Origin of the sequence: Pseudomonas sp. PDM02 (genome assembly GCF_014852285.1) — a bacterium.
GTDB classification, from domain to species: domain Bacteria; phylum Pseudomonadota; class Gammaproteobacteria; order Pseudomonadales; family Pseudomonadaceae; genus Aquipseudomonas; species Aquipseudomonas migulae.
The window spans coordinates 198,817-222,823 of record NZ_JACVBL010000001.1 but is presented as its reverse complement, the minus strand read 5'-3'; the positions used below and the strand labels follow the sequence as shown (position 1 = coordinate 222,823).

The window sequence follows — 24,007 nt, the reverse complement described above, 5'->3', positions numbered from 1 at the left end:
AGCTCAAATCATTTGGTCCAGTCTGCAACGCGCTCCGGGTGCTTGGCGACCCAATCCTTCGCAGCGGCTTCAGGCTTGGCACCGTCCTGAATCGCCAGCATGACTTCGCCGATTTCGTCTTTCGACGCCCACTGGAAGTTTTTCAGGAACTTGGCCACTTCCGGCGCTTTGGTTGCCAGTTCTTTGCTGCCGATGCTGTTCACGGTTTCAGCCGCGCCATAAACGCCTTTCGGGTCTTCCAGGAAGCGCAGTTTCCACTTGGCGAACATCCAGTGCGGCACCCAACCGGTGACGGCAATGGATTCGTTTTTCTTCTCGGCACGGGTCAGCTCGGCAATCATGCCGGCGCCGGAACTGGCCTTGAGTTGGTAACCGGTCAGGTCGTAGTCCTTGATTGCCTGCTCGGTCTTGAGCATCACACCTGAACCGGCGTCGATGCCGACAATACGTTTTTTGAAGCTGTCGTCGGTTTTCAGGTCATCGAGGGTTTTAGCTTTCACGTACTCCGGCACGATCAAGCCGATTTTTGCGTCCTTGAAGTTCGGGCCGTAGTCGACGACCTGATCCTTGTTCTTGGTCCAGTATTCGCCGTGAGTCACCGGCAGCCAGGCGGACAGCATGGCGTCGAGTTTGCCTGTGGCCACACCCTGCCACATGATCCCGGTGGCGACGGCTTGCAGCTTCACGTCATAACCCAGTTTCTGCTTGATCACTTCGGCCGCCACGTGGGTGGTCGCGACGCTGTCGGACCAGCCGTCAACGTAACCGATGCTCAGGGTTTTGCTCTCGGCATTGGCCATCGTGGAGCCAATCGCAAGTACCAGTGCGGCACCCGCGCCTAAAAGTCGTCGCATCTTCATCGTTACTTCCCCGAAAGTGCTGCGCTCGACGGATGCCGAGTCGCGTCAACGTATTGTTATGGTGCACTGCGCGCCCATCACGCCTCACCGCAAACTCGTACGATCATCAGCGCGTTTTATTAATGAGAACACTGACGCATCGATAATCAACCTGACGCCAACCTGAACCTGTGCTGTCAGCGACCTCAAGGCATCGAGAAACGACATCAGAACGCCATTAATTACGAGCACCTGAAAGGCCTCGGGCGATCCGCCCGAACTTTGCATGTCAAAATTATGCGAGCCACCAAGCGCGGGACAAATGCGGGTAACATGCGCGGCTTTGCTCCCAGACGGCCTGACCATGCCCGCGACATCACGCTTTCCTTTTTTCCCTTACCTTTTCGCCTGCCTGCTGGGGCTCTTTGCTCTCGGCGGTTTTTGGTACGGCCTCGGCAAACCGGTGATTCTGCCGGACGTGGCCAGCGCGACGCACAAACTGCAATGCGCCTCCTACACCCCGTTCGACAAGGACCAATCGCCGTTCGATCAGCCGTTCAAGTTGCGCCCCGAGCGCATGGACGCCGACCTCGCGCTGCTGGCCACCCGCTTCGAATGCATTCGCACCTATTCCATGACCGGCCTTGAAGCCTTGCCCGACCTGGCGCGCAAACATGGTCTGAAGTTGATGATCGGTGCGTGGGTGAACAGCAACCCGGTGGACACCGAGAAAGAAGTCGACCTGCTGATCGCCTCGGCCAACGCCAACCCGGATGTGGTCACGTCGGTGATCGTCGGCAACGAAGCCCTGTTGCGCAAGGAAGTCACCGGTGCGCAATTGGCCAGGCTGATCAACAAGGTCAAAAGCCAGGTCAAGCAGCCTGTCACTTATGCCGACGTCTGGGAGTTCTGGCTCAAACACCCGGAAATTGCCCCGGCGGTGGACTTCCTGACCATTCACCTGCTGCCGTATTGGGAAGACGATCCGTCGAACATCGACGCCGCGCTGCAACATGTTCGCGAAGTGCGTCAGGTGTTCGGCAACAAATTCGCACCCAAGGACGTGATGATTGGCGAAACCGGCTGGCCGAGCGAGGGTCGTCAACGCGAAACCGCGCTGCCGAGCCGGGTCAATGAGGCCAAGTTCATTCGCAGCTTTGTGATCATGGCCGAGCAGGAAGGCTGGCACTACAACCTTATCGAAGCCTTCGACCAACCCTGGAAACGCGCCAGCGAAGGGGCCGTTGGTGGTTACTGGGGCCTGTTTGACGCCGACCGTCAGGACAAGGGCGTGCTGGCCGGTCCGGTGTCCAACGTACCGTACTGGTCGCAGTGGCTGGCGGTGGGCGGGATGATTTTCCTTGGCACGCTGATCCTTGGAGGTCGTGTACGCAGTACCCGCTCTGCGTTGGTGCTACCGCTGCTCGGCGCTTTGGCGGCCTGTTCGATTGGCGCCTGGGGCGATCTGGCACGCGTCACCACCCGGTTTACCAGTGAGTGGTTGTGGGTTGCGTTGCTGACGGCTTTGAACTTGTTGGTACTGGTGCATGCAGCGCTGACACTGAGTAACCGTAGCGGCTGGCGTCAACGGGCCTTCAATGTGCTGGAGCGCCGGGCCGGCTGGTTGCTGGCAACAGCAGGTTTTGCAGCGGCGGTGATGATGCTCGAACTGGTGTTCGATCCGCGTTATCGCAGCTTTCCGAGCGTAGCTTTCATCCTGCCCGCGCTGGTCTATCTGTGCCGGCCGGTGAGTGTGCCACGTCGCGAAATCGCGCTTCTGACCTTCATCATCGGTGCCGGCATTGCGCCGCAGCTGTATCGCGAAGGTTTGCAGAATCAGCAGGCCTGGGGCTGGGCGCTGGTGAGTGTGTTGATGGTGGCGGCGTTGTGGCGCTGTTTGCGGGTTCGCAAGGCGTAATCTTCAGCGCGGCGATCCGACTTGCCCGCGAAGACTGACTGTCAGGCGCCGCGGGACGCCCGGACCAGACGCAGCCCTGCAATCACCACCGCAAACACCGCCATCGTCGTGTTGTACAACGCCAACGCCGGAAAGCCGAACACCAGCGCCAACACCGCCAACCACCACCCTGCCCGCCCCGGCAACACGAAGCCGATCACGGCGGCGGCCACTGCCGCCCAACCCAACACCTGGAAATGAATCATCAGGCCCAGGTTCGAACGGACCAGGCATTCCCAGCGGCTCGCCTCGTCCGCGCAGAGGCCGACCCATTGCGCATCCTCCATGAAGCCATACCGCGCGCCATAACTGGCGGCCAGCCATAAAGGCAGCAAAACAAGCAGCAGAATTACCGGTAAACGGCGAGACATGAAGCACTCCAATCAGCGAAAAACGGCGGCCAGCTTAATCCCCCGGCAGCCTGACGCAAGCCTTAACAACAGTTAACTGGGCAGTCAATCACTGCAAAGTGTATCGTCCAGCTACTATTACTCTGAAATTTGGCCTGATTGGTGCCGACACATGGCACTTTGGCGCAACCCCCGTGGTCATAGCCTGCGAACTTCATTCGGCACCTTTCTATAAGGGATCCAGTCATGCTCCGTTCCTTGCGCTTCGCCGCCCTGTTTAGCGGCCTTATCTTGAGTGCGTCCGCACTGGCGGTCGATATCGACGCCGCCAGTTATGGCTATCCCTTGACCAACCCGTTCGAGGCGACCATCGCCACGACGCCGCCGGACCTGCGTCCGGAGTTGCCGCTTGACGATGACATCGACCAGGAAACCCGCACCGTCACGTTGCGCCCGGAGCGTGAGTTCGAACTGCCGGACAACTTCTGGCCGGTGAAGAAGCTGACCTACCGCATCGCCACCCAGGATAAAGCCGCCCCGTTGATCTTCCTGATCGCCGGCACCGGTGCGCGCTATGACAGCAGCCTTAACGAATACCTGAAAAAGCTCTACTACAAGGCGGGTTACCACGTGGTGCAACTGTCGTCGCCCACCAGCTTCGACTTCATGAGTGCCGCTTCACGCTTTGCCACACCCGGCATCACCAAGGATGACGCCGAAGACATGTACCGGGTGATGCAGGCCGTGCGGGCACAAAACCCGAAAGTGGCCGTCACCGATTACTACCTGACCGGCTACAGCCTGGGGGCGCTGGATGCGGCATTTGTCGCGCATCTGGATGAAACCCGCCGCAGCTTCAACTTCAAGAAAGTCTTGCTGCTCAACCCACCGGTCAACCTCTACACCTCGATCACCAACCTGGACAGACTCGTCCAGACCGAGGTCAAGGGCATCAACAACACCACCACGTTCTATGAACTGGTGCTGGACAAACTGACCCGATACTTCCAGCAAAAAGGCTACATCGACCTCAACGACGCCCTGCTCTACGACTTCCAGCAGTCCAAGCAGCACCTGACCAACGAACAGATGGCCATGCTGATCGGCACGTCGTTCCGATTCTCGGCGGCCGACATCGCTTTCACCTCGGACCTGATCAACCGTCGCGGCCTGATCACTCCGCCGAAAACGCCCATCACCGAAGGCACCAGCCTCACGCCATACCTCAAGCGTGCGCTGCAGTGCGACTTCGACTGCTACATCACCGAACAAGTGATCCCGATGTGGCGCGCGCGCACTGACGGCGGCAGCCTGCTGCAACTGATCGACCAGGTCAGCCTGTATGCCCTGAAGGATTACCTGCACGACAGCCCGAAAATCGCGGTCATGCACAATGCCGACGACGTGATCCTCGGCCCGGGTGACCTCGGTTTCCTGCGCAAGACCTTCGGCGACCGCTTGACGGTTTATCCACTGGGCGGCCACTGCGGCAACCTTAACTATCGCGTCAACAGCGACGCCATGCTGGAGTTCTTCCGTGGCTAAATACCTCCTGCTTATCGCAGCGTTACTCTGTGCAGGCGTCGCCAATGCCGACAACAGCAAAGCCAACGCCCCGGTGGTCGTCGACAGTGACGGCTTCAAGGAGCCACTGAGCAAACTCAAGTTCAACCCGGGCCTGGATCAGCGCGAATTCGAACGCTCCTCCCTCAACGCCCTGAACGTGTACGACCCGCTGGAAGAGTGGAACCGCCGGGTGTATCACTTCAACTACCGCTTCGACCAATGGGTGTTCCTGCCGGTGGTCGACGGGTATCGCTACATCACGCCAAGCTTCCTGCGCACCGGGGTCAGCAACTTCTTCAACAACCTCGGCGACGTACCGAACCTGCTCAACAGCCTGTTGCAGTTCAAGGGCCAGCGTTCGATGGAAACCACTGCGCGCCTGCTGCTCAACACCACCATCGGCATCGCCGGCCTGTGGGACCCGGCCACGGCCATGGGCCTGCCGCGCCAGAGCGAAGACTTCGGCCAGACGCTCGGTTTCTACGGCGTACCGGGCGGCGCCTACTTCGTGCTGCCGATCCTAGGCCCGTCCAACATCCGCGACACCGGCGGCCTGGCCGTGGACTTCACCGCCGAATCAGCGATCAACTTCCTGAACGTCTCCGAAGTCAGTTCCAACCACCCTGAAGTGTGGGCCCTGCGCAGCATCGACAAGCGCCACCAGACCAGCTTCCGCTACGGCCAGCTGAACTCGCCGTTCGAATACGAAAAGGTGCGTTACGTGTACACCGAGTCGCGCAAGTTGCAGATCGCCGAGTAATTTATCGGCAATAAAAAAGGCCATTCGATGTGAATCGAATGGCCTTTTTTGCAGCTTTCACTGGGGTGCAGGGCCCACGGTGTAGGAGCCGGCTTGCTGGCGATGGTCTCAAGTGCGCCGCGCTTAACCAGTACCCCCGCGTTATCGTTAACGACCATCGCCAGCAAGCCGGCTCCTACAGGTTCAGCGTTTGATTACCTGCCAAAGCTTGCTGACAACCATCACACCCGCCAACACCACCGCCCCCGCCACAATCCCCGCCACCGCATTCAGCAACGTCGGCACGATAAACCCGGCACCGCCCGCCCCTGCGCTGACACTTTCAATCCAGTGATGAACCACCGGCACGCCGTGAGTGAGAATCCCGCCGCCGACCAGGAACATTGCCGCCGTCCCGATCACCGACAGGCTTTTCATCATGTACGGCGCCGCACGCAGAATCCCGCGGCCAATGCATTTGGCCATCTGGCCGGGCTTCTGGGTCAGCCACAGACCGAGGTCATCGAGCTTGACGATGCCGGCTACCAGGCCGTAGACGCCGATGGTCATGACGATGGCAATGCCCGACAGCACGATGACTTGCTGGGTCAGCGACGCATCGGCCACGGTGCCGAGGGTGATGGCGATGATTTCCGCCGAAAGAATGAAGTCGGTACGGATGGCGCCCTTGATCTTGTCCTTTTCGAACGCCACCAGATCCACCGCTGGGTCGGCCACAGCCTCGACAAGCTCCGCATGCTCGGCCTGGTCTTCAGCCTTGCTGTGCAGGAATTTGTGCGCGAGTTTTTCGAAACCTTCGAAACACAGGTAGGCGCCGCCGACCATCAGCAACGGCGTGACCAGCCACGGAATGAATGCACTGATCGCCAGCGCTGACGGCACCAGAATCAGTTTGTTGAGAAACGAGCCCTTCGCCACTGCCCAAACGACCGGGATTTCCCGTTCGGCACGTACGCCGCTGACCTGCTGGGCATTGAGCGCCAGATCATCACCGAGCACGCCGGCGGTTTTCTTGGCGGCCATTTTGGTCATCAACGCCACATCGTCGAGTACCGCGGCAATGTCGTCGATCAGCAACAGTAAACTGCTTCCTGCCATGAATCAGGTGTCCTTCTGGAATGAATGCTGCGCAGCATAGCGCGGCCGAGCGCCACATGGGGCATTCTTGAGCGCCGCGCGAGGCCGGTGCTACCATGCGCAACCGCCAGAACAGGCAAGGAACCACCTGGTTTATGAGCACTATCCGCGAGCGCAACAAAGAACTGATCCTGCGTGCCGCCAGTGAAGAATTTGCCGACAAGGGCTTCGCTGCGACCAAAACCAGTGATATCGCAGCCAAGGCGGGATTGCCCAAGCCCAACGTCTACTACTACTTCAAATCCAAGGAAAACCTCTACCGCGAGGTTCTGGAAAGCATCATCGAGCCGATTCTGCAGGCCTCGACGCCGTTCAACGCCGACGGCGTACCCAGTGAAGTGCTGAGCGGCTACATTCGCTCGAAAATCCGCATCTCCCGCGACTTGCCCTTCGCCTCCAAGGTGTTCGCCAGCGAAATCATGCACGGCGCCCCGCACCTGAGCGCCGACCTGGTCGAACAACTGAACAGCCAGGCGAAACACAACATCGACTGCATCCAGACCTGGATCGACCGCGGGCAGATCGCCCCCATCGACCCCAACCACCTGATGTTCAGCATCTGGGCCGCGACCCAGACCTATGCCGACTTTGACTGGCAGATTACAGCCATCACCGGCAAGGCCAAGCTGGATGAAGAGGATTATGAAGCGGCGGCACAGACGATTATCCGGTTGGTGCTTAAAGGGTGTGAGCCGGATCATTAAGATTGCGGTGACTTTATCGCTAGCAGGCTAGCTCCCACAGGGGATTTGTGAACGTCATAGCGCCAGTGTGGGAGCTAGCCTGCTAGCGATGAAGACGACTCGGTTTCAGCTCAAAGCCAAATGGCATCCCACAGAGAATAGTCGCCAAGCTTTTCCACCAGTCCAGCCCGCAACGGGTTGGCCACGACATACCGCGCCACCTTTACCAAATCCTCTTCCCGCCGCAGAGCCCGGTCGTGAAAGCCTTTCTGCCAGAGGGTGATCTTGCGGCCAGTGAACTGATTCACCGCCTTGGTGCTCAGTGATTTAGTCTTTTGCATCAGGTCACCCAACGATCCCTGCTGTAACTCGACCAGCCAATGGAAATGATCGGGCATGATGACCCAGGCCAATGAATTAACGCAGCCTTGGTCGTGCGCGGCGCGAAACTGTGCGACGACCAATCTGCCCAAGATGAAATTCTTGAAAACAGGTTTTCTGGCGAGTGTATTGGTGGTCAACAGATAGATGCGGTTTGGCTCGGCATAGCGGCCGATGCGCAAACGGTTTGAAGCGGGTAAATCAGGCATTCCTTTGCCCCTTGCATGATTAATTCATGAAGAAGGCTAGTTCTGATGTTACCCAAGGGTGGGGCAGACATTTAGATGGATGTGTCTGACGGTTTGTCATCGCAGCAGGCTGGCTCCCACAGTTGATCTCTGACACTCAGATGATCCCTGTGGGAGCCAGCCTGCTGGCGATAGCGGTGGATCAGTCACCCATGATTCAAGCTGCTACCCCCGCATCCGCCTTCAACCCCAACGCCTCGATCGCATTGATCGCACACTGTTCATCAACATCCGACAAATCCCCGCTGATGCCCACAGCTCCCAGCACATTCCCGTCCTGATCCCGAATCAACACACCGCCCGGTGCCGGCACCACGCTGCCCTGCCCCAGGCTGTTCAACGCCGCGATAAACGCCGGGCGTTGCTGGGCGTCCAGCGCCAGCAGGCGTGAGCCTTTGCCCAGCGCAATGGCGCCCCAGGCTTTGCCGATGGCGATCTGCGGGCGCAGCAGGCTGGCGCCGTCTTCGCGTTGCAGGGAAACCAGGTGTCCACCGGCATCCAGCACGGCGATGGTCAAAGGGGCCGCGTTGATTGCACGCGCGGCGGAGATGGCCTGACTGGTCAGGTTGACTGCCACTTTCAAGGTTAAAGCGCTCATGGTGCCGTCCTCATTTTGTTATAGGGAAAGCGGAAGGACTGCGCGCTTGCATCGCAGTCCGATGCAACAAATAGAACACAATGAGTTATTTTTTTGTATACAATAATTATCGAAAAGCGCCACATGCGACGAAAAGCCACAGCAGAACAGGCTTCCGACGAATGAAACAGTCGCTTGAGAAAATGGATTGACCTGCGCCGTCCGCCGTGAATACACTCTGCGCAAAGCCACTTGTATACAATTACAAAACGTAAGAGGCACAAAACCATGAGCAAAATGAGAGCAATCGAAGCCGCCGTTCTGGTGATGCGCCGCGAAGGGGTTGATACCGCTTTTGGCATCCCCGGTGCCGCCATCAACCCGTTGTACTCCGCCCTGCAAAAGGTCGGCGGCATCGATCACGTCCTCGCTCGACACGTTGAAGGCGCGTCGCACATGGCCGAGGGCTACACCCGCACCAAGGCCGGCAACATCGGCGTGTGCATCGGCACTTCCGGCCCGGCCGGTACTGACATGGTCACCGGACTCTACAGCGCCTCGGCCGACTCGATCCCGATTCTGTGCATCACCGGGCAAGCACCCCGCGCCCGTATGCACAAGGAAGACTTCCAGGCTGTCGACATCACCACCATCGTCAAGCCAGTGACCAAGTGGGCGACCACTGTCATGGAACCGGGCCAGGTGCCGTATGCGTTCCAGAAAGCCTTCTACGAAATGCGCTCCGGCCGTCCAGGCCCAGTGCTGATCGACCTGCCGTTCGACGTGCAGATGGCCGAAATCGAATTCGACATCGACGCCTACGAACCGCTGCCTCTGGCCAAGCCAACCGCTAACCGCGTGCAAATCGAGAAGGCCCTGGCCATGCTCGATCAGGCCGAGCGTCCATTGCTGGTCGCCGGTGGCGGCATCATCAATGCCGATGCCAGCGAGTTGCTGGTGGAATTCGCCGAGCTGACCGGCATTCCGGTGATCCCGACCCTGATGGGCTGGGGCACGATCCCGGACGATCACCCGTTGATGGTCGGCATGGTGGGTTTGCAGACTTCGCACCGTTACGGCAACGCCACCCTGCTGAAGTCCGACGTGGTACTGGGCGTCGGTAACCGTTGGGCCAACCGCCACACCGGCTCGATCGACGTGTACACCGAAGGCCGCAAGTTCATTCACGTTGACATCGAGCCGACGCAAATCGGCCGCGTGTTCAACCCGGACCTGGGCATCGTCTCCGACGCCGCTGCCGCGCTGACCGTGTTCATCGAAGTCGCTCGCGAATGGCAAGCCGCCGGCAAGCTGAAAAACCGCAGCGCCTGGCTGCAAGACTGCCAGCAGCGCAAAGCCAGCCTGCAACGCAAGACGCACTTCGACAACGTGCCGGTCAAACCGCAGCGCGTCTACGAAGAGATGAACCAGGTGTTCGGCAAGGACACCTGCTACGTCAGCACCATCGGTCTGTCGCAGATTGCCGGCGCGCAGTTCCTGCACGTCTACAAGCCGCGTCACTGGATCAACTGCGGTCAGGCCGGCCCGCTGGGTTGGACGATTCCGGCAGCACTGGGCGTGGTCAAGGCCGATCCGAACCGCAAGGTTGTGGCGCTGTCGGGCGACTATGACTTCCAGTTCATGATCGAAGAATTGGCGGTGGGCGCGCAGTTCAAGCTGCCGTACATCCACGTTGTGGTAAACAATTCGTACCTGGGGCTGATTCGTCAGGCCCAGCGCGGTTTCGACATGGACTACTGCGTGCAGCTGTCCTTCGATAACCTGAACGCTCCGGAACTCAACGGTTACGGTGTCGACCACGTCGCGGTTGCCGAAGGCCTCGGTTGCAAGGCGCTGCGTGTGTTCGAACCGGCTCAGATCCAGCCTGCACTGCGCAGGGCCCAGGAGCTGATCGAAGAGTTCAAGGTGCCGGTGATCGTCGAGATTATTCTGGAGCGCGTGACCAACATTTCCATGGGCACCGAGATCAACGCCGTCAACGAATTCGAGGACCTGGCGCTGGTCGGCAACGATGCGCCGACCGCGATTTCGCTGCTTGATTAACAGCTGACCGCTCCCCCCTGTAGGAGCGAGGCTTGCCCGCGAAGGCGTCGTGCCATTCAACATTGATGCCGACTGACACAACGCCTTCGCGGGCAAGCCTCGCTCCTACAGAGGGAGCTCACATATTTACGGGAGACCACCATGCCGCGTTTCGCAGCCAACCTGTCCATGCTGTTCACCGAACAGGACTTTCTCGCCCGTTTCGAAGCGGCCGCCAAGGCCGGCTTCAGTGGTGTCGAATACCTGTTCCCTTACGATTTCAGCTCCGCCGAGATCAAGGCCAAGCTCGACGCCAATGGTCTGACCCAGGTGTTGTTCAACCTGCCGGCCGGTGACTGGGCCAAGGGCGAGCGCGGTATCGCGTGCCTGCCGGACCGGGTTGAAGAATTCCGCGCCGGGGTCGATCTGGCCATTGCCTACGCGCAAGTGCTGGGCAACACCCAGGTCAACTGCCTGGCCGGTATTCGTCCACAAGGCGTCGACGATGCCACCGTGGAAAAAACCTTTGTCGCCAACCTCAAGTACGCGGCCGACAAGCTGCAAGCGGCGGGCATCAAACTGGTGATGGAAGCGATCAACACCCGCGACATCCCAGGGTTCTACCTGAACAACACGGCGCAAGCCCTGTCGATTCGCGAACAGGTCGGCAGCGCCAATCTGTTCCTGCAATACGACATCTATCACATGCAAATCATGGAAGGCGACCTGGCCCGCACCCTGCAATCGCACCTCAGTGAAATCAATCACGTGCAATTGGCGGACAACCCGGGGCGCAACGAACCGGGCACCGGTGAAATCAATTACCGCTTCCTGTTCGAACACCTGGACCGGATTGGTTATCAGGGTTGGGTCGGTTGCGAATACAAGCCACTGACCACCACCGAAGCGGGCCTGGGCTGGCTGAAAACCCATAACGCGATCTGATCGAAAACCGCGTCATCGTTCTTCGCGGGCAAGCCTCGCTCCTACGAACAACCCTGCCCCTGTAGGAGCGAGGCTTGCCCGCGAAGGCGCCCTCGCTGACACCCACGAATTTTGCGAACAGAGCAATAAAAACAAGAGGATTTTCTCATGGCTAAAATCGGATTTATCGGCACCGGCATCATGGGCCACCCAATGGCGTTGAACCTGCAGAAAGCCGGTCACAGCCTGTTCCTGTCGGCGCATCACGACGCCGCGCCTGCCGACCTGATCGCCGGTGGCGCTGTCGCCCTGGCGAACCCGAAAGAAGTTGCGCAAGAAGCTGAATTCATCATCGTCATGGTGCCGGATACCCCGCAGGTCGATGACGTGCTGTTCCGTGCCGATGGCATTGCGGCCGGTGTCGGCAAGGGCAAAGTCGTCATCGACATGAGCTCGATCTCACCCACCGCCACCAAAGCCTTCGCGGCCAAGATCAACGAAAAAGGCGCGCAGTACCTCGACGCGCCGGTGTCCGGCGGTGAAGTCGGCGCCAAGGCTGCGACCCTGAGCATCATGGTCGGCGGCGATGCCGATGCCTTCGAACGCGCCTTGCCGCTGTTCCAGGCGATGGGCAAGAACATCACCCTGGTGGGCGGTAACGGCGACGGGCAAACCGCGAAAGTGGCGAACCAGATCATCGTCGCGCTGAACATTCAGGCCGTGGCCGAAGCCCTGCTGTTCGCTTCGAAAAACGGTGCCGATCCAGCCAAGGTGCGTGAAGCGCTGATGGGCGGTTTCGCTTCGTCGAAAATCCTCGAAGTGCATGGCGAGCGCATGATCAAGGGCACCTTCGACCCAGGCTTCCGCATCAGCCTGCACCAGAAGGACCTGAACCTGGCCCTGCAAGGCGCCAAAGAGCTGAACATCAACCTGCCGAACACCGCCAACACCCAGCAAGTGTTCAGCACCTGCGCGGCCATCGGTGGCAGCAACTGGGACCACTCGGCGCTGATCAAAGGCCTGGAGCACATGGCGAATTTCTCGATTCGCGATAAGCAGTAAGCCATTGCTCCCTGTAGGAGCGAGGCTTGCCCGCGAAGGGAGCGCCTCGGTGCAGCAAAAACACCGTGGTGTCCGGTTCGCGGGCAAGCCTCGCTCCTACAGGGGCAAATAGTTTTCCCCTAATAACAAGAAAATCCGGGAGCCCGCTATGTCGGTCGATCCGCAACAATTCCTGCGTGAGCTGTTTGCCACAGCCATTGACGCGGCCCATCCGCAGCAAGTCCTCGAAGCTCATTTGCCCACTGACCGCAGTGGTCGCGTGATCGTCATCGGCGCTGGCAAAGCTGCCGCCGCCATGGCCCAAGTGGTCGAGCGCTGCTGGCAGGGTGAAGTGTCCGGCCTGGTGGTGACGCGTTACGGTCACGGCGCCCCGTGCGAAAAAATCGAAGTCGTCGAAGCCGCTCACCCGGTGCCCGACGCCGCCGGCCTGGCCGTCGCCAAGCGCGTGCTGGATCTGGTCAGCAACCTGAGCGAAGACGACCGCGTCATCTTCCTGCTCTCCGGTGGCGGATCTGCGTTGCTCGCCCTTCCGGCCCAAGGGATTACGCTCGCCGACAAGCAATCGATCAACAAAGCCCTGCTCAAATCCGGCGCGACCATCGGCGAGATGAACTGCGTGCGCAAGCACCTCTCGGCGATCAAGGGCGGCCGTCTCGGCAAAGCCTGCTGGCCCGCCACTGTTTACACCTATGCGATTTCCGATGTACCGGGCGACCTCGCCACGGTCATCGCTTCCGGCCCCACCGTCGCCGACCCGAGCACCTCCGCCGAAGCGCTGGCGATCCTCAAGCGCTACGACATTGAAGTCCCGGCGTCGGTGCGCAACTGGCTGCAAAGCCCGGAATCGGAGACGGTCAAACCCGGCGACCCGAGCCTGGCGCGCAGTCATTTCCAATTGATCGCCCGCCCGCAACAGTCGCTTGAAGCCGCTGCAGTGAAAGCCCGTCAGGCCGGTTTCAGTCCGCTGATCCTCGGCGATCTGGAAGGCGAATCCCGCGAAGTGGCCAAGGTTCACGCCGGCATCGCGCGGCAAGTGGTCTTGCATGGCCAGCCGTTGGCGGCGCCGTGCGTGATCCTTTCGGGCGGTGAAACCACGGTCACCGTGCGCGGCAATGGTCGCGGCGGGCGAAACGCCGAGTTCCTCCTGAGCCTGACCGACAGCCTCAAAGGCTTGCCCGGCGTCTACGCACTGGCCGGCGACACCGATGGCATCGACGGCTCCGAAGACAATGCCGGGGCGATCATGACCCCGGACAGCTACGCCCGCGCCGCCGCCCTCGGTTTGAGCGCCAGCGATGAACTCGACAACAACAATGGCTACGGCTATTTCGCGGCGCTCGACGCATTGATCGTCACCGAGCCGACCCGCACCAACGTCAACGACTTCCGCGCCATCCTGATTCTCGAGAGCACAAAAAATGACGCCTGATAAAAAGGTCAAAATCCTCGCCACCCTCGGCCCGGCCACCGACGGGATCGAAGACATCCGCGAGTTGGTGCAGGCCGGGGTCAACATCTTCCGCCTGAACTTCAGCCACGGCGATCACGCCGACCACGCTCAACGCTATCAATGGATTCGTGAAGTCGAGCGCCAACTGAATTATCCGCTCGGGATCCTGATGGACCTGCAAGGCCCGAAACTGCGGGTCGGCAAGTTCGCCGAAGGCAAGGTGCAGTTGCATCGCGGTCAGGCCCTGCGCCTGGACCTGGACCCGGCGCCGGGCGATCAACGCCGGGTCAACCTGCCGCACCCGGAAATCATCGCCGCGCTGGAACCGGGCATGGACTTGCTGCTCGACGACGGCAAACTGCGACTGCGCGTGGTCACCAAATACGCTGATGCAATCGACACCACGGTGCTCAATGGCGGCGAACTCTCGGACCGCAAAGGCGTGAACGTGCCGCAAGCGGTGCTGGAGTTAAGCCCGCTGACCGCCAAGGATCGTCGCGATTTGAGTTTCGGTCTGGGGTTGGGCGTGGATTGGGTCGCGCTGTCGTTCGTGCAGCGCCCGGAAGACATTCGCGAAGCGCGTGAACTGATCGGTGACAAAGCGTTTTTGATGGCCAAGATCGAGAAGCCGTCGGCGGTCACGCAACTGCGGGAAATCGCCGAATTGAGCGACGCGATCATGGTTGCCCGTGGCGACCTCGGCGTCGAAGTGCCCGCCGAAAGCGTGCCGCAGATTCAGAAGAACATCATCAGCATCTGCCGCCAACTCGGCAAACCGGTGGTGGTGGCGACGCAGATGCTGGAGTCGATGCGTTTCTCCCCGGCCCCGACCCGCGCCGAAGTCACCGATGTGGCCAACGCCGTGGCCGAAGGCGCCGATGCGGTGATGCTGTCAGCGGAAACCGCGTCCGGCGAATACCCGATAGAAGCTGTGCAGATGATGAGCAAGATCATCCGCCAGGTGGAAAACGGTCCGGACTATCAGACGCAACTGGACGTCAGCCGGCCGAAAGCCGAGGCGACCGTTTCCGATGCGATCAGCTGTGCGATTCGTCGCATCAGTAACGTGTTGCCGGTGGCGGTGCTGGTGAACTACAGCGAATCCGGCACGTCGAGTCTGCGGGCGGCGCGGGAACGGCCGACGGTGCCGATTCTGAACCTGACGCCGAACCTGCAGACGGCCCGCCGCTTGACCGTGGCTTGGGGCGTGCACTCTGTGGTCAATGATCGTCTGCGCCAGGTGGATGAGGTGTGTTCGACGGCGCTGGAGATTGCGCAGGCGCAAGGGATGGCGCAGCGCGGGGACACTTTATTGATCACGGCGGGTGTGCCGTTTGGGCAGCCTGGGTCGACTAACTCTTTGCGTATCGAGACGTTGATCTAGAGCGCCCATACCGGCCTCATCGCCAGCAGGCTGGCTCCCACATTGGTTTTGTGTCGATAACGAAATCAAGACTGAACGCAGATTCAGTGTGGGAGCCAGCCTGCTGGCGATGCTGGCGACTCGGTTTCACTGAAACACCCACAGACTTCATCATGCCTGCCAACCACTTCAACACCCACTGCCCCGATTGGGCGACTGCCCTGCTCAACGGCTTCAGCCAGATTTTCCTCCAGCGCCATCCGCTGTTTGGTCTGTTGTGCCTGCTCGCCATTCTATTCACCGCACCGGCCCTGCTCGGCGGTGCGTTGCTGGGCGGTGTCGCCGGTTTGCTCACCGCGCAACGTCGCCACTACGCCAAGGCTGATCGTCAGGCCGGGCTGTTCAGTTACAACGGTGTCCTGCTCGGTTTGCTGCTGAGCCTGTATTTCCCCTGGTCCGCGCTGTTGCCGCCGCTGATCATTGCTGCGGGTGGATTGAGCGCGATGCTCACTCAGCAGTGGCTCAAACGCATCCGGGTCAGCCAATACCTGCCGGCCTATACGGCGCCTTTCGTGGGATTGGGCTGGTTACTGCTGTGCTTTGCCACCCCCTCGACCGAAGCGCATTTGATCGAAGTCAGTGCGTTGAACATGCTCCTCGCCCCCCTGAAAGGCCTCGGCCAGGTGATGTTCCTCGGTCATCCGCTGGCCGGTGCGATGATTGCCGTGGGTTTGCTGATCGCTGATCGCCGCGCATTCTGCTGGGCGATGTTGGCGTCTGTCGCGGGCATGGGCTGGAGCCTGCTGCATCAAGACTTCTATAGCGCATTGATCGGCCTCGGTGGCTATAACGCCGTACTCGCCGCCCTCGCCCTCAGCTCGCTGCGCCAGCAACCGTGGCTGCCGCTCATCGGCATCGCAGCGGCGCTGTTGCTGACGCCGGTGTTTGCCGCCATCGGCCTGCCAACGCTGACCGCGCCGTTCATCCTCGCCTGCTGGCTGATCCGCACGGTTGTGCAAATGTTCGGCAAGACCACCGTCGCCGGTACGCCTTGCACTCTGGAGGAGAATCACCCTAGGCTGCGCTGATTCTCGATTCAGGCGTTATCCATGGACAGCAGCAAAAACTGGCGTGAAGACCTTTACGTCATGGTTTTCCAGAGCGACACCAAGGCCGGGCGGCGCTTCGACGGCATTCTGCTGTTGATCATCCTCGCCAGCATCGTCATCGTGATGCTCGACAGCATCGACACGATTCATCAGAACTACGCCAACGTACTGGCGTACATCGAGTGGGGCTTCACGGTCATTTTCGCCATCGAATATGGCCTGCGCCTGTACTGTTCGCCCAAGCCGCTGCGTTATGCGTTCAGCTTCTATGGGCTGGTGGATCTGCTGGCGATCGTGCCCGGCATCCTCGCCCTGTATTACGCCGATGCGCAGTACCTGCTGATCATCCGGATCATCCGGATGCTGCGAATTTTCCGTGTGCTCAAGCTCAGTCCGTACCTCAAGCAAGCCAATTACCTGATGTCGGCGCTGCGTGGCAGCAAGCAGAAGATCGTGGTGTTTCTGGTCAGCGTCTGCACGCTCGTCACGGTGTTCGGCACGCTGATGTACGTGATCGAAGGCCCGGAGCATGGCTTCACCAGCATTCCAAAAGGCATCTACTGGGCTATCGTGACGCTGACCACCGTCGGCTTCGGCGACATCGTGCCGAAGACGCCCCTGGGCCAGGTGATTTCGTCGCTGGTGATGATCACCGGTTACTCGATCATCGCCGTGCCAACCGGGATTTTCACCGCCGAACTGGCCAACGCCATGCGTGGCGAACAGTTGCAACACGACTGCCCGGTGTGCAAGAAAAACAGCCACGAGCACGGCGCTGCATTTTGCTCGCGGTGCGGCAATGTGTTGTTCAAAAAACTGGAATAAGCAAAGTTCTTTTTAATCTTTAAAGGACTATACGAGCCCGGTTATAGTCGCTGGCAAATTGCCTCACATTTAAATTAGAACAAGGAATGCGCAGTGAAAAAACTCTTTGGCGCCTCACTTCTGGCCGCTGGCCTGGCATTGACCAGCGTGGCTCAGGCTGCACCGACCCTGCTCAACGTTTCCTACGACGTGATGCGCGATTTCTACAAGGACTACAACGCTGCCTTCCAGAAACACTGGCAAGCCGAGCACAACGAAAACATCACCCTGCAGATGTCTTTCGGCGGTTCGAGCAAACAGGCGCGCTCCGTGATCGACGGCCTGCCGGCTGACGTCATCACCATGAACATGGCCACCGACATCAACGCTCTGGCAGACAACGGCAAACTGGTGCCGGACAACTGGGTCACCCTGCTGCCGAACCACAGCGCGCCGTTCACCTCGGCCACGGTGTTCATCGTCCGCAAAGGCAACCCGAAAGCCCTGAAAGACTGGCCGGATCTGCTCAAGGACGGTGTGCAAGTGATCGTGCCAAACCCGAAAACCTCGGGCAACGGCCGCTACACCTACCTTTCGGCCTGGGGTTATGTGCTGAAAAACGGCGGTGACGAGAACAAGGCCAAGGCCTTCGTCGGCAAGCTGTTCAAGCAAGCACCGGTGCTGGATACCGGTGGTCGTGCGGCTACCACTACCTTCATGACCAACCAGCTCGGCGACGTGCTGGTGACCTTCGAAAACGAAGCGGAAATGATTGCCCGCGAATTTGGCCGTGATCAGTTCGAAGTGATCTACCCGAGCGTCTCCGCTGAAGCCGAGCCGCCAGTGGCCGTGGTCGACAAAGTGGTCGAGAAGAAAGGCACCCGCGCGGCGGCCGAGGAATACCTGAAGTACCTGTGGTCGCCGGAAGGCCAGGAAATTGCTGCGGCAAACTACCTGCGTCCGCGTGACCCGGCGGTACTGGCCAAGTACACCGACCGCTTCCCGAAAGTGGATTTCCTGTCGGTGGAGAAGACCTTCGGTGACTGGCGCACCGTGCAGAAGACGCACTTCAATGATGGTGGGATCTTTGATCAGATTTACGCTCAGTAAACGCTGATAGCCCAATGAAAAAGGCGACCTGAGAAGGTCGCCTTTTTTGTTTTTGTGTTCGCTGAAGTCCCTTGTAGGAGTGAGCCTGCTCGCGATGGCGGTGGGTCAATCACATTGATGGTGACTGATACACCGCTATCGCGAGCAGGCTCACTCCCACAGGGAACTTCACCTGTCATCACATCGGTGGTGTCACGCCGTCCTTGCCAGCCGAGATGGATTGAGCGGTCAGTGTTCCATCCGCACTCTGAGTTACAAACGTCACGACCTTCACACCCACCTTCAGCAAGCTGCGATCCCCCGGCACCAGGTTCACGATCGGCACATCTTCCGGCACCAGGATCTTCTGCTGTCCGCCCTTGTAGTTGACGGTCAACACCCGACCATTACTGACCACCAGATCACCGACGCTGCCGTTGGTCATGCTGCTGCCCTTGACCAGGTCGAAGGGTCGATGGCCGTCGCCACTGCCGGCCAGCTCTGGCGGAAAGACGTGGACTTCCAGCGCTTTGAGCGAGCCATCTTCCTGCGCAATGGCCGCCGAGCCGATGTAGCTGCCGGGTTTGATGTCTTCAATATTGGCCAGGGTGACGGCACGGATTTTGGTGTCTTTGGTCAGGTTGATGACCACGTTTTCGCCGCTGTTGACGTGGACTTTCAACACGTCGGGGCTGACCCCGGTGATCTCGCCGCGTACGCCGATGCGCATGCCCGGTGCGTCCGCAGCCTGGGCGAGGCTTGCCATGAACAATCCGATCAAAGTGCCGCGAATCAGGTAACGGAACATCGCGTTCATGAAAGTGCCTTCCGGTGATGGGTCGTAAGAGAGAACATAAGCACGCTATCGAACAAGATGTAAGTGAATGTATCATCGGATCTTGAAATTCAGGCGCAGGTTCCAGCGCCACCCATTCCGCAAAGGAATGATTGCTATCACTCCAATCCCTCTTCCGCCGACTCGGCCTGCCACTTAGCCTTCACGCATTCCTTTCTGTTCAGCGAGACACGTTATGAACTCAGCGACTCAGGCGCCCCACGGCGCCGCGACAATGACCAAAGGCATGGTGCTGCTGTTTGCCTTCTGCTGCGGCGCCATCGTTGCCAACATTTACTACGCGCAACCGATCATCGGCCTGATCGCGCCCGACATCGGCCTGACCAGCACCATGGCCAGCCTGATCGTTTCGCTGACCCAGATTGGCTACGCGCTGGGCCTGTTCTTCCTGGTGCCGCTGGGTGACCTGCTGGAAAACCGCCGACTGATGATCATCACCACCGTGGTGGCGATTGCCAGTCTGTTGGGCGCCGCGTTCACCGATCAGCCGAATGTGTTTCTGCTGATCTCGTTGCTGGTGGGTTTCAGCTCGGTGTCGGTACAGATCCTGATTCCACTGGCCGCGCACCTGGCACCGGAGGAATCTCGCGGTCGAGTGGTCGGCGGGATCATGGGTGGTTTGCTGCTGGGGATCCTGCTGGCGCGACCGGTGTCCAGCGTCGTGGCTGACCACTTTGGCTGGCGGGCGATGTTTGTGATTGCGGCGGTGTTGATGGCGGCGATCAGTATCGTGCTGGCCATGACCATTCCCAAGCGCCAGCCTGATCACAGCGCCTCTTATGGCCAGTTGCTCGGTTCGCTGTGGACGCTGCTGCGCCAGCAACCGGTATTGCGCCAGCGCGCGTTTTATCAGGGCTGCATGTTCGCCACGTTCAGCCTGTTCTGGACCGCCGTGCCGCTGGAATTGGCGCGTAATCATGGCTTGTCGCAAACCCAGATCGCGATTTTCGCCCTGGTCGGCGCCATCGGTGCCATCGCTGCGCCCATCGCCGGTCGACTCGCCGATGCTGGCCACACCCGCATCGCTTCGCTGCTGGCGCTGTTGTTCGCCAGCCTGAGCTTCCTGCCAGCGTTCATCCATCCGGTCTACAGCGTCATCGGCCTCGCCGTCACCGGCGTGGTGCTCGACTTCTGCGTACAGATGAACATGGTCCTCGGCCAACGGGCGGTCTACGCCCTCGACGCCAAAAGCCGCAGTCGCCTGAACGCGTTGTACATGACCAGCATCTTCATCGGCGGCGCGTTTGGCTCCTCGGTAGCCAGTGCGGTGTACGAGCATGGCGGCTGGTTGTGGATCGTGATTGTGGGTAGCGCGTTTCCACTGTTGGCATTGTTGCGGTTTTTGAGTGTTTCAGAGAAGCGTTCGCTGGCTACCGCTTAAGACGCCAAAAGCTTCGCGGGCAAGCCTCGCTCCTACAGGGTTTGCGCTGGACAAGTAGGAGCGAGGCTTGCCCGCGAAAGCGGTATACCTGATATCACTCAGTGCCGAACCAGCTTCTCCATCGCCGCATCGGCCAGGAAAGAAGAGCGGCTTTTGACATTGTGCTCGCGCACATACCGGTCAATACGCTGAATCACATAGCCGGGCAACGTCACATTGACCTTCTCGGTTTTGCCCATATACGGCGAGATGTCCAGCTCCAGCATTCCCCATCCCATGTCGGCGAAGTCCGGGTTGCCACGATGGGCGGCAGCCGAAGTCGGCATCGGGATCGACTCCCCGTCAGCCGCCAGTTCCTGAAGCATGATGTGGGCAATCTCGATGGCGGCGTTATAGGCGTCTTCAAACGTATCCCCGGCTGTTACGGCGCCCGGAATATCGGGGATCTGAATACCGATGGCGGTGTTCTCGTCGCCCCACTCGATACAGATTGGATATTGCATTATGGATCTCCTGCGTGACTGGCTGGCGGGCAGTACAGCCCGGTTTGCTCCGGCCCAGACAAAAATAACTCTAGAGTTATCTTTACTTAAGCACAAAAAACCCGATCACGACGTTCGGTTGTTTTACGATTTGTGATTGCGGCCCCACGTTTCCTTCCCGAGAATGAATGCTTTCGCTCTGCGTCAGCAGTCCCCCCGAGGTATTCCCGGTTTACACTCAGCGTCCGGAGCCTGAAGCGATGCGGGATGTGGTTCGCGGTTGACCGGTTCAAATGCCGCCTGACCTGCGGCATGTTTTGTTCAAGGAGTGTGCAATGACCCGACGTACTTTTCTCATCACCGGCGCCAGCAAAGGCATTGGCCGCGCGGTGGCCGAACACCTGGACCGCGCCGGACACCGGGTGGTCGGCATTGCCCGCACGCCTGACCTGAGTTTTCCCGGCATCCTGTTTCCGCTGGATTTGAGCGACAGGGCACTCACTCAGGAAGTGCTGGCGGACCTGGCCGGGACTTACGAGTTCGATGGGCTGGTCAACAACGTCGGCCTGGTACGCCCGCAAGTGTTGGGAGAAATCGACCTCGATACGTTCGATGACGTAATGCGGGTCAACCTGCATTCAGCGTTGCAGGCTACCCAGGCGCTGCTGCCGAACATGCGCGCCAAGGGTTGGGGTCGGGTGGTGAACATTTCCAGCCTGACGGTGCTCGGGATTACCCAGCGCACGGCGTATGCCGCGGCAAAAGCGGCGTTGATCAGCTTCACCCGCTCCTGGGCGCTGGAACTGGCGCAAACCGGCGTGACGGTAAACGCCGTGGCACCCGGACCGACGGAAACGGAACTGTTTCGCGCCAACAACCCGCCGGGAAGCGAGGGCGAGGCGCGTTATCTGGCCGGTGTGCCGATGGGGCGTCTGGGACAACCGCAAGAAATTGCCGCCGCGATTGCATTTTTGCTGTCCGAACAGAGTGGATTCATCACCGGCCAGACGCTGTTTGTAGACGGTGGTTCTTCAATAGGCAAAGCGGCGTTCTGACCCACAACACAGGTCCCTGTAGGAGCGGTCCGGCTGCTTGAAGAACAAACCGTCACCGTCAGCGGCAGGATTCGTGTCAGCGCCGCGCAAGGTCTGCGTGAAGCGGCGCTGGCCCATCAAGGGCTGACCATGGCGTCGGCATGGATGTTTGCACCGGAGCTGGCCAGCGGAGTGGTCAGGGAGGTGATGACGAAGTGGACGCTGCCGATTCAGGAGCTGTGGGCAGTGTTTCCAACCGGGCGGATGGCCAGCGCCAAGGCTCGGGCGTTTGTGGAGTATGTGCAGGGGTTGTTGGTAAAAGGGGTCTGAGAGCACCTGTTTCGTTTATTGCGATTTTCGATTGTTTCGAATACATTGCCAGCTTCGCTTGTTCAGAAGACTGGAACCATCATGTCACCCACCCTCCTTCCAACGATAAACCTCCCGCTGGAGCACGAAATACAGGCCGCAATTGAAGGGCAGCGCGCATTGGCGGCCTACCTTGCCACTCAATTCGAAACACAGCGCATCCAGATTTTCGACGAACAGAATGAGGCTCACAGCGTCGAATTACCCACTTCGGCTCTTCGTTTGCTAGTCGATATCCTGGAAGCGCTCGCTGCGGGCAATGCTGTCAAAGTAGTCCCGGTTCACGCTGAACTGACGACCCAGGAAGCGGCTGATCTGCTTAACGTCTCACGCCCGCACCTGATCAAACTGCTCGAATCCGGCGACTTGTCCTACCACAAAACCGGCAAGCACCGACGTGTGCGCTTTGCCGATTTGATGGACTATAAAAACCGGCGCGATACCGCCAGCGAGCAAGCAATGATGCTGCTCGCCGAGCAGGCACAAGCGTTAAGGACAGGATACGAGTGAGGCACTCCTCTTTTACCGCTGTATATGACGCATGTGTGTTGTACCCCGCGCCCCTGAGAGATTTTTTGATGTGGCTTGCACTCTCCGGACGTTTTAGAGCGAAATGGACAATGGAGATACACAACGAATGGAAACGCAATTTGCTCAAAAACCGTCCGGATCTGACCACAGGACAACTGAACCGCACCTCCGAACTGATGGATCAGGCATTACCCGACGCTTGCGTGTCCGGTTACGAAGAGCTTATTGAAGGACTGACGCTACCCGACGTCGATGATCGACATGTCCTGGCTGTTGCCATTCACTGTAATGCCAGCGTCATCGTCACCTTCAACCAGAAAGATTTCCCCTGCACCGCCCTGAGCCCCTTCGGTATTGAGGCTCAACACCCTGACGAGTTCGTCGATAACCTTTTTGATCTCGATCCAGCGGCAGTGATCGAGGCGGCACAACGGCAACGCAAGCAACTGAAGCTGCCGCCGATGGATGTCGATAGTTACCTTGAACTTCTGCTGCGTCAGGGCCTGGTTCAATCGAGCAAAGCATTGACCGAGTACCGCGTCATTCTCTGAACGTCCTTCACAGACTCCGGACAGCAAAACGGCGATCCGTAGATCGCCGTTTCCATTTACTGCCCGAATTGCCGTCCCAACCCACCGGGTACGCCATGGATGTCCGTGTCTTCCCATGGCCCGTTCGGGCTGATCGAGCGGCTCCAGCCGTTGTTCCAGCGGTAGTATGTGCGCTGGCGGTAGAAGGTGTTGGTCTGGTCATCGAGCACATATACGCCGAGCTTCTGATCCCAATGGCTGTTACCGCCCGGTGGCGGTGCGAAGCTGGCCGAGGTGCGTGGCATCGGTTTGGCGGGCTTGGCCGGAATACTTGGCTTGCCTGGCGTCGGTGTCGTTGACGGCGTCGGGCGGGGCTGCGACGGCGGGATCGGTGGCAGCGACGTCGGCTCGGGGCGCTGGACCGCACACGCGCTTAACCCCAAAACCAGACTGAGCAGGGTAATACGAGCAATGGCGGTCAT

Annotated in this window: 24 protein-coding genes and 1 pseudogene; 17 read left to right on the top strand and 8 right to left on the bottom strand. The window is 59.6% G+C overall.

All coding sequences use genetic code 11. The features are described 5' to 3' along the window. Positions 1 to 8 precede the first annotated feature (8 nt). Positions 9 to 860, bottom strand: a complete 852-nt coding sequence (locus IB245_RS01005; RefSeq protein ID WP_008039894.1) for a glycine betaine ABC transporter substrate-binding protein — start codon at positions 858 to 860, stop codon at positions 9 to 11. 301 nt (positions 861 to 1,161) lie between these two features. Between IB245_RS01005 and IB245_RS01000 the strand changes: the two genes are divergently transcribed. Continuing rightward, a complete protein-coding gene (locus IB245_RS01000; protein WP_192226097.1) occupies positions 1,162 to 2,757 on the top strand; it encodes a beta (1-6) glucans synthase in 1,596 nt (531 codons plus the stop codon). A gap of 41 nt (positions 2,758 to 2,798) precedes the next feature. Here the strand turns inward: IB245_RS01000 and IB245_RS00995 are convergent, their stop codons facing one another. Continuing rightward, positions 2,799 to 3,167, bottom strand: coding sequence for a hypothetical protein (locus IB245_RS00995; RefSeq protein WP_192226095.1), 369 nt, complete (start codon positions 3,165 to 3,167; stop codon positions 2,799 to 2,801). Positions 3,168 to 3,392: 225 nt separating this feature from the next. Here IB245_RS00995 and IB245_RS00990 point away from each other — a divergent pair, with 225 nt between their 5' ends. Next, positions 3,393 to 4,691, top strand: coding sequence for a serine/threonine protein kinase (locus tag IB245_RS00990; protein ID WP_192226093.1), 1,299 nt, complete (start codon positions 3,393 to 3,395; stop codon positions 4,689 to 4,691). After that, positions 4,684 to 5,472 (top strand): VacJ family lipoprotein, encoded by a 789-nt coding sequence (locus tag IB245_RS00985; protein WP_008026766.1) that lies wholly within the window; start codon positions 4,684 to 4,686, stop codon positions 5,470 to 5,472. The genes IB245_RS00990 and IB245_RS00985 overlap by 8 nt, the downstream gene beginning before the upstream one ends. A 183-nt stretch (positions 5,473 to 5,655) precedes the next feature. Here the strand turns inward: IB245_RS00985 and IB245_RS00980 are convergent, their stop codons facing one another. After that, positions 5,656 to 6,570 (bottom strand): DUF808 domain-containing protein, encoded by a 915-nt coding sequence (locus tag IB245_RS00980; RefSeq protein WP_192226091.1) that lies wholly within the window; start codon positions 6,568 to 6,570, stop codon positions 5,656 to 5,658. Positions 6,571 to 6,704: 134 nt separating this feature from the next. Between IB245_RS00980 and IB245_RS00975 the strand changes: the two genes are divergently transcribed. Next, positions 6,705 to 7,313 carry a TetR/AcrR family transcriptional regulator gene (locus IB245_RS00975; protein ID WP_192226089.1) on the top strand — a complete coding sequence of 203 codons (609 nt, stop codon included), beginning with the start codon at positions 6,705 to 6,707 and terminating at the stop codon, positions 7,311 to 7,313. 110 nt (positions 7,314 to 7,423) lie between these two features. Here IB245_RS00975 and IB245_RS00970 read toward each other — a convergent pair whose 3' ends face one another. Further along, positions 7,424 to 7,882 carry an REP-associated tyrosine transposase gene (locus IB245_RS00970; RefSeq protein WP_192226087.1) on the bottom strand — a complete coding sequence of 153 codons (459 nt, stop codon included), beginning with the start codon at positions 7,880 to 7,882 and terminating at the stop codon, positions 7,424 to 7,426. Between the two features lie 196 nt (positions 7,883 to 8,078). Next, positions 8,079 to 8,519, bottom strand: coding sequence for a GlcG/HbpS family heme-binding protein (locus IB245_RS00965; RefSeq protein WP_008039877.1), 441 nt, complete (start codon positions 8,517 to 8,519; stop codon positions 8,079 to 8,081). 267 nt (positions 8,520 to 8,786) lie between these two features. Between IB245_RS00965 and gcl the strand changes: the two genes are divergently transcribed. The 8 genes from gcl (at position 8,787) to IB245_RS00925 (ending at position 18,363) form a co-directional block, all read left to right on the top strand. Further along, a complete protein-coding gene (gene gcl, locus IB245_RS00960; RefSeq protein WP_008026775.1) occupies positions 8,787 to 10,562 on the top strand; it encodes a glyoxylate carboligase in 1,776 nt (591 codons plus the stop codon). 141 nt (positions 10,563 to 10,703) lie between these two features. Then, entirely contained in the window at positions 10,704 to 11,486 is a 783-nt protein-coding gene (gene hyi / locus IB245_RS00955) for a hydroxypyruvate isomerase (protein WP_192226085.1), read from the top strand. Positions 11,487 to 11,633: 147 nt separating this feature from the next. Continuing rightward, complete coding sequence (locus IB245_RS00950; RefSeq protein WP_192226083.1) at positions 11,634 to 12,527, top strand: 2-hydroxy-3-oxopropionate reductase; 894 nt, start codon at positions 11,634 to 11,636, stop codon at positions 12,525 to 12,527. A gap of 148 nt (positions 12,528 to 12,675) precedes the next feature. After that, positions 12,676 to 13,956: a glycerate kinase gene (locus IB245_RS00945; protein ID WP_008026780.1), complete on the top strand. Its 1,281-nt coding sequence runs from the start codon at positions 12,676 to 12,678 to the stop codon at positions 13,954 to 13,956. Continuing rightward, on the top strand, positions 13,946 to 15,361 hold the full coding sequence (gene pyk, locus IB245_RS00940) for a pyruvate kinase (protein ID WP_192226081.1): 1,416 nt from the start codon (positions 13,946 to 13,948) through the stop codon (positions 15,359 to 15,361). The genes IB245_RS00945 and pyk overlap by 11 nt, the downstream gene beginning before the upstream one ends. A gap of 152 nt (positions 15,362 to 15,513) precedes the next feature. Then, positions 15,514 to 16,428: an urea transporter gene (locus IB245_RS00935; protein ID WP_192226079.1), complete on the top strand. Its 915-nt coding sequence runs from the start codon at positions 15,514 to 15,516 to the stop codon at positions 16,426 to 16,428. Between the two features lie 21 nt (positions 16,429 to 16,449). Continuing rightward, the gene (locus IB245_RS00930) at positions 16,450 to 17,274 is read left to right on the top strand and encodes an ion transporter (RefSeq protein ID WP_192226077.1); all 825 of its coding nucleotides are present in this window, start codon (positions 16,450 to 16,452) and stop codon (positions 17,272 to 17,274) included. 93 nt (positions 17,275 to 17,367) lie between these two features. Then, positions 17,368 to 18,363 (top strand): sulfate ABC transporter substrate-binding protein, encoded by a 996-nt coding sequence (locus tag IB245_RS00925; RefSeq protein WP_008039863.1) that lies wholly within the window; start codon positions 17,368 to 17,370, stop codon positions 18,361 to 18,363. A gap of 178 nt (positions 18,364 to 18,541) precedes the next feature. On the opposite strand, the gene IB245_RS00920 is transcribed toward IB245_RS00925, so the two are convergent. Continuing rightward, positions 18,542 to 19,159, bottom strand: a complete 618-nt coding sequence (locus IB245_RS00920; protein WP_192226075.1) for a hypothetical protein — start codon at positions 19,157 to 19,159, stop codon at positions 18,542 to 18,544. 214 nt (positions 19,160 to 19,373) lie between these two features. Here IB245_RS00920 and IB245_RS00915 point away from each other — a divergent pair, with 214 nt between their 5' ends. After that, on the top strand, positions 19,374 to 20,579 hold the full coding sequence (locus IB245_RS00915; protein WP_192226073.1) for an MFS transporter: 1,206 nt from the start codon (positions 19,374 to 19,376) through the stop codon (positions 20,577 to 20,579). Positions 20,580 to 20,677: 98 nt separating this feature from the next. Here the strand turns inward: IB245_RS00915 and IB245_RS00910 are convergent, their stop codons facing one another. Beyond that, entirely contained in the window at positions 20,678 to 21,082 is a 405-nt protein-coding gene (locus IB245_RS00910) for a type II toxin-antitoxin system HicB family antitoxin (protein ID WP_192226071.1), read from the bottom strand. Between the two features lie 314 nt (positions 21,083 to 21,396). Between IB245_RS00910 and IB245_RS00905 the strand changes: the two genes are divergently transcribed. From IB245_RS00905 to IB245_RS00890, 4 genes and pseudogenes are all read left to right on the top strand, one after another. Further along, positions 21,397 to 22,116, top strand: a complete 720-nt coding sequence (locus IB245_RS00905) for an SDR family oxidoreductase (protein WP_008026798.1) — start codon at positions 21,397 to 21,399, stop codon at positions 22,114 to 22,116. A gap of 39 nt (positions 22,117 to 22,155) precedes the next feature. Further along, positions 22,156 to 22,425, top strand: a pseudogene (locus IB245_RS00900) (LysR substrate-binding domain-containing protein); the annotation flags it as partial. A gap of 81 nt (positions 22,426 to 22,506) precedes the next feature. Next, the gene (locus IB245_RS00895) at positions 22,507 to 22,974 is read left to right on the top strand and encodes a helix-turn-helix domain-containing protein (RefSeq protein ID WP_192226069.1); all 468 of its coding nucleotides are present in this window, start codon (positions 22,507 to 22,509) and stop codon (positions 22,972 to 22,974) included. Beyond that, the gene (locus IB245_RS00890) at positions 22,971 to 23,546 is read left to right on the top strand and encodes a PIN domain-containing protein (RefSeq protein WP_192226067.1); all 576 of its coding nucleotides are present in this window, start codon (positions 22,971 to 22,973) and stop codon (positions 23,544 to 23,546) included. The genes IB245_RS00895 and IB245_RS00890 overlap by 4 nt, the downstream gene beginning before the upstream one ends. A 56-nt stretch (positions 23,547 to 23,602) precedes the next feature. Here the strand turns inward: IB245_RS00890 and IB245_RS00885 are convergent, their stop codons facing one another. Beyond that, a complete protein-coding gene (locus IB245_RS00885) occupies positions 23,603 to 24,007 on the bottom strand; it encodes a hypothetical protein (protein WP_008039842.1) in 405 nt (134 codons plus the stop codon).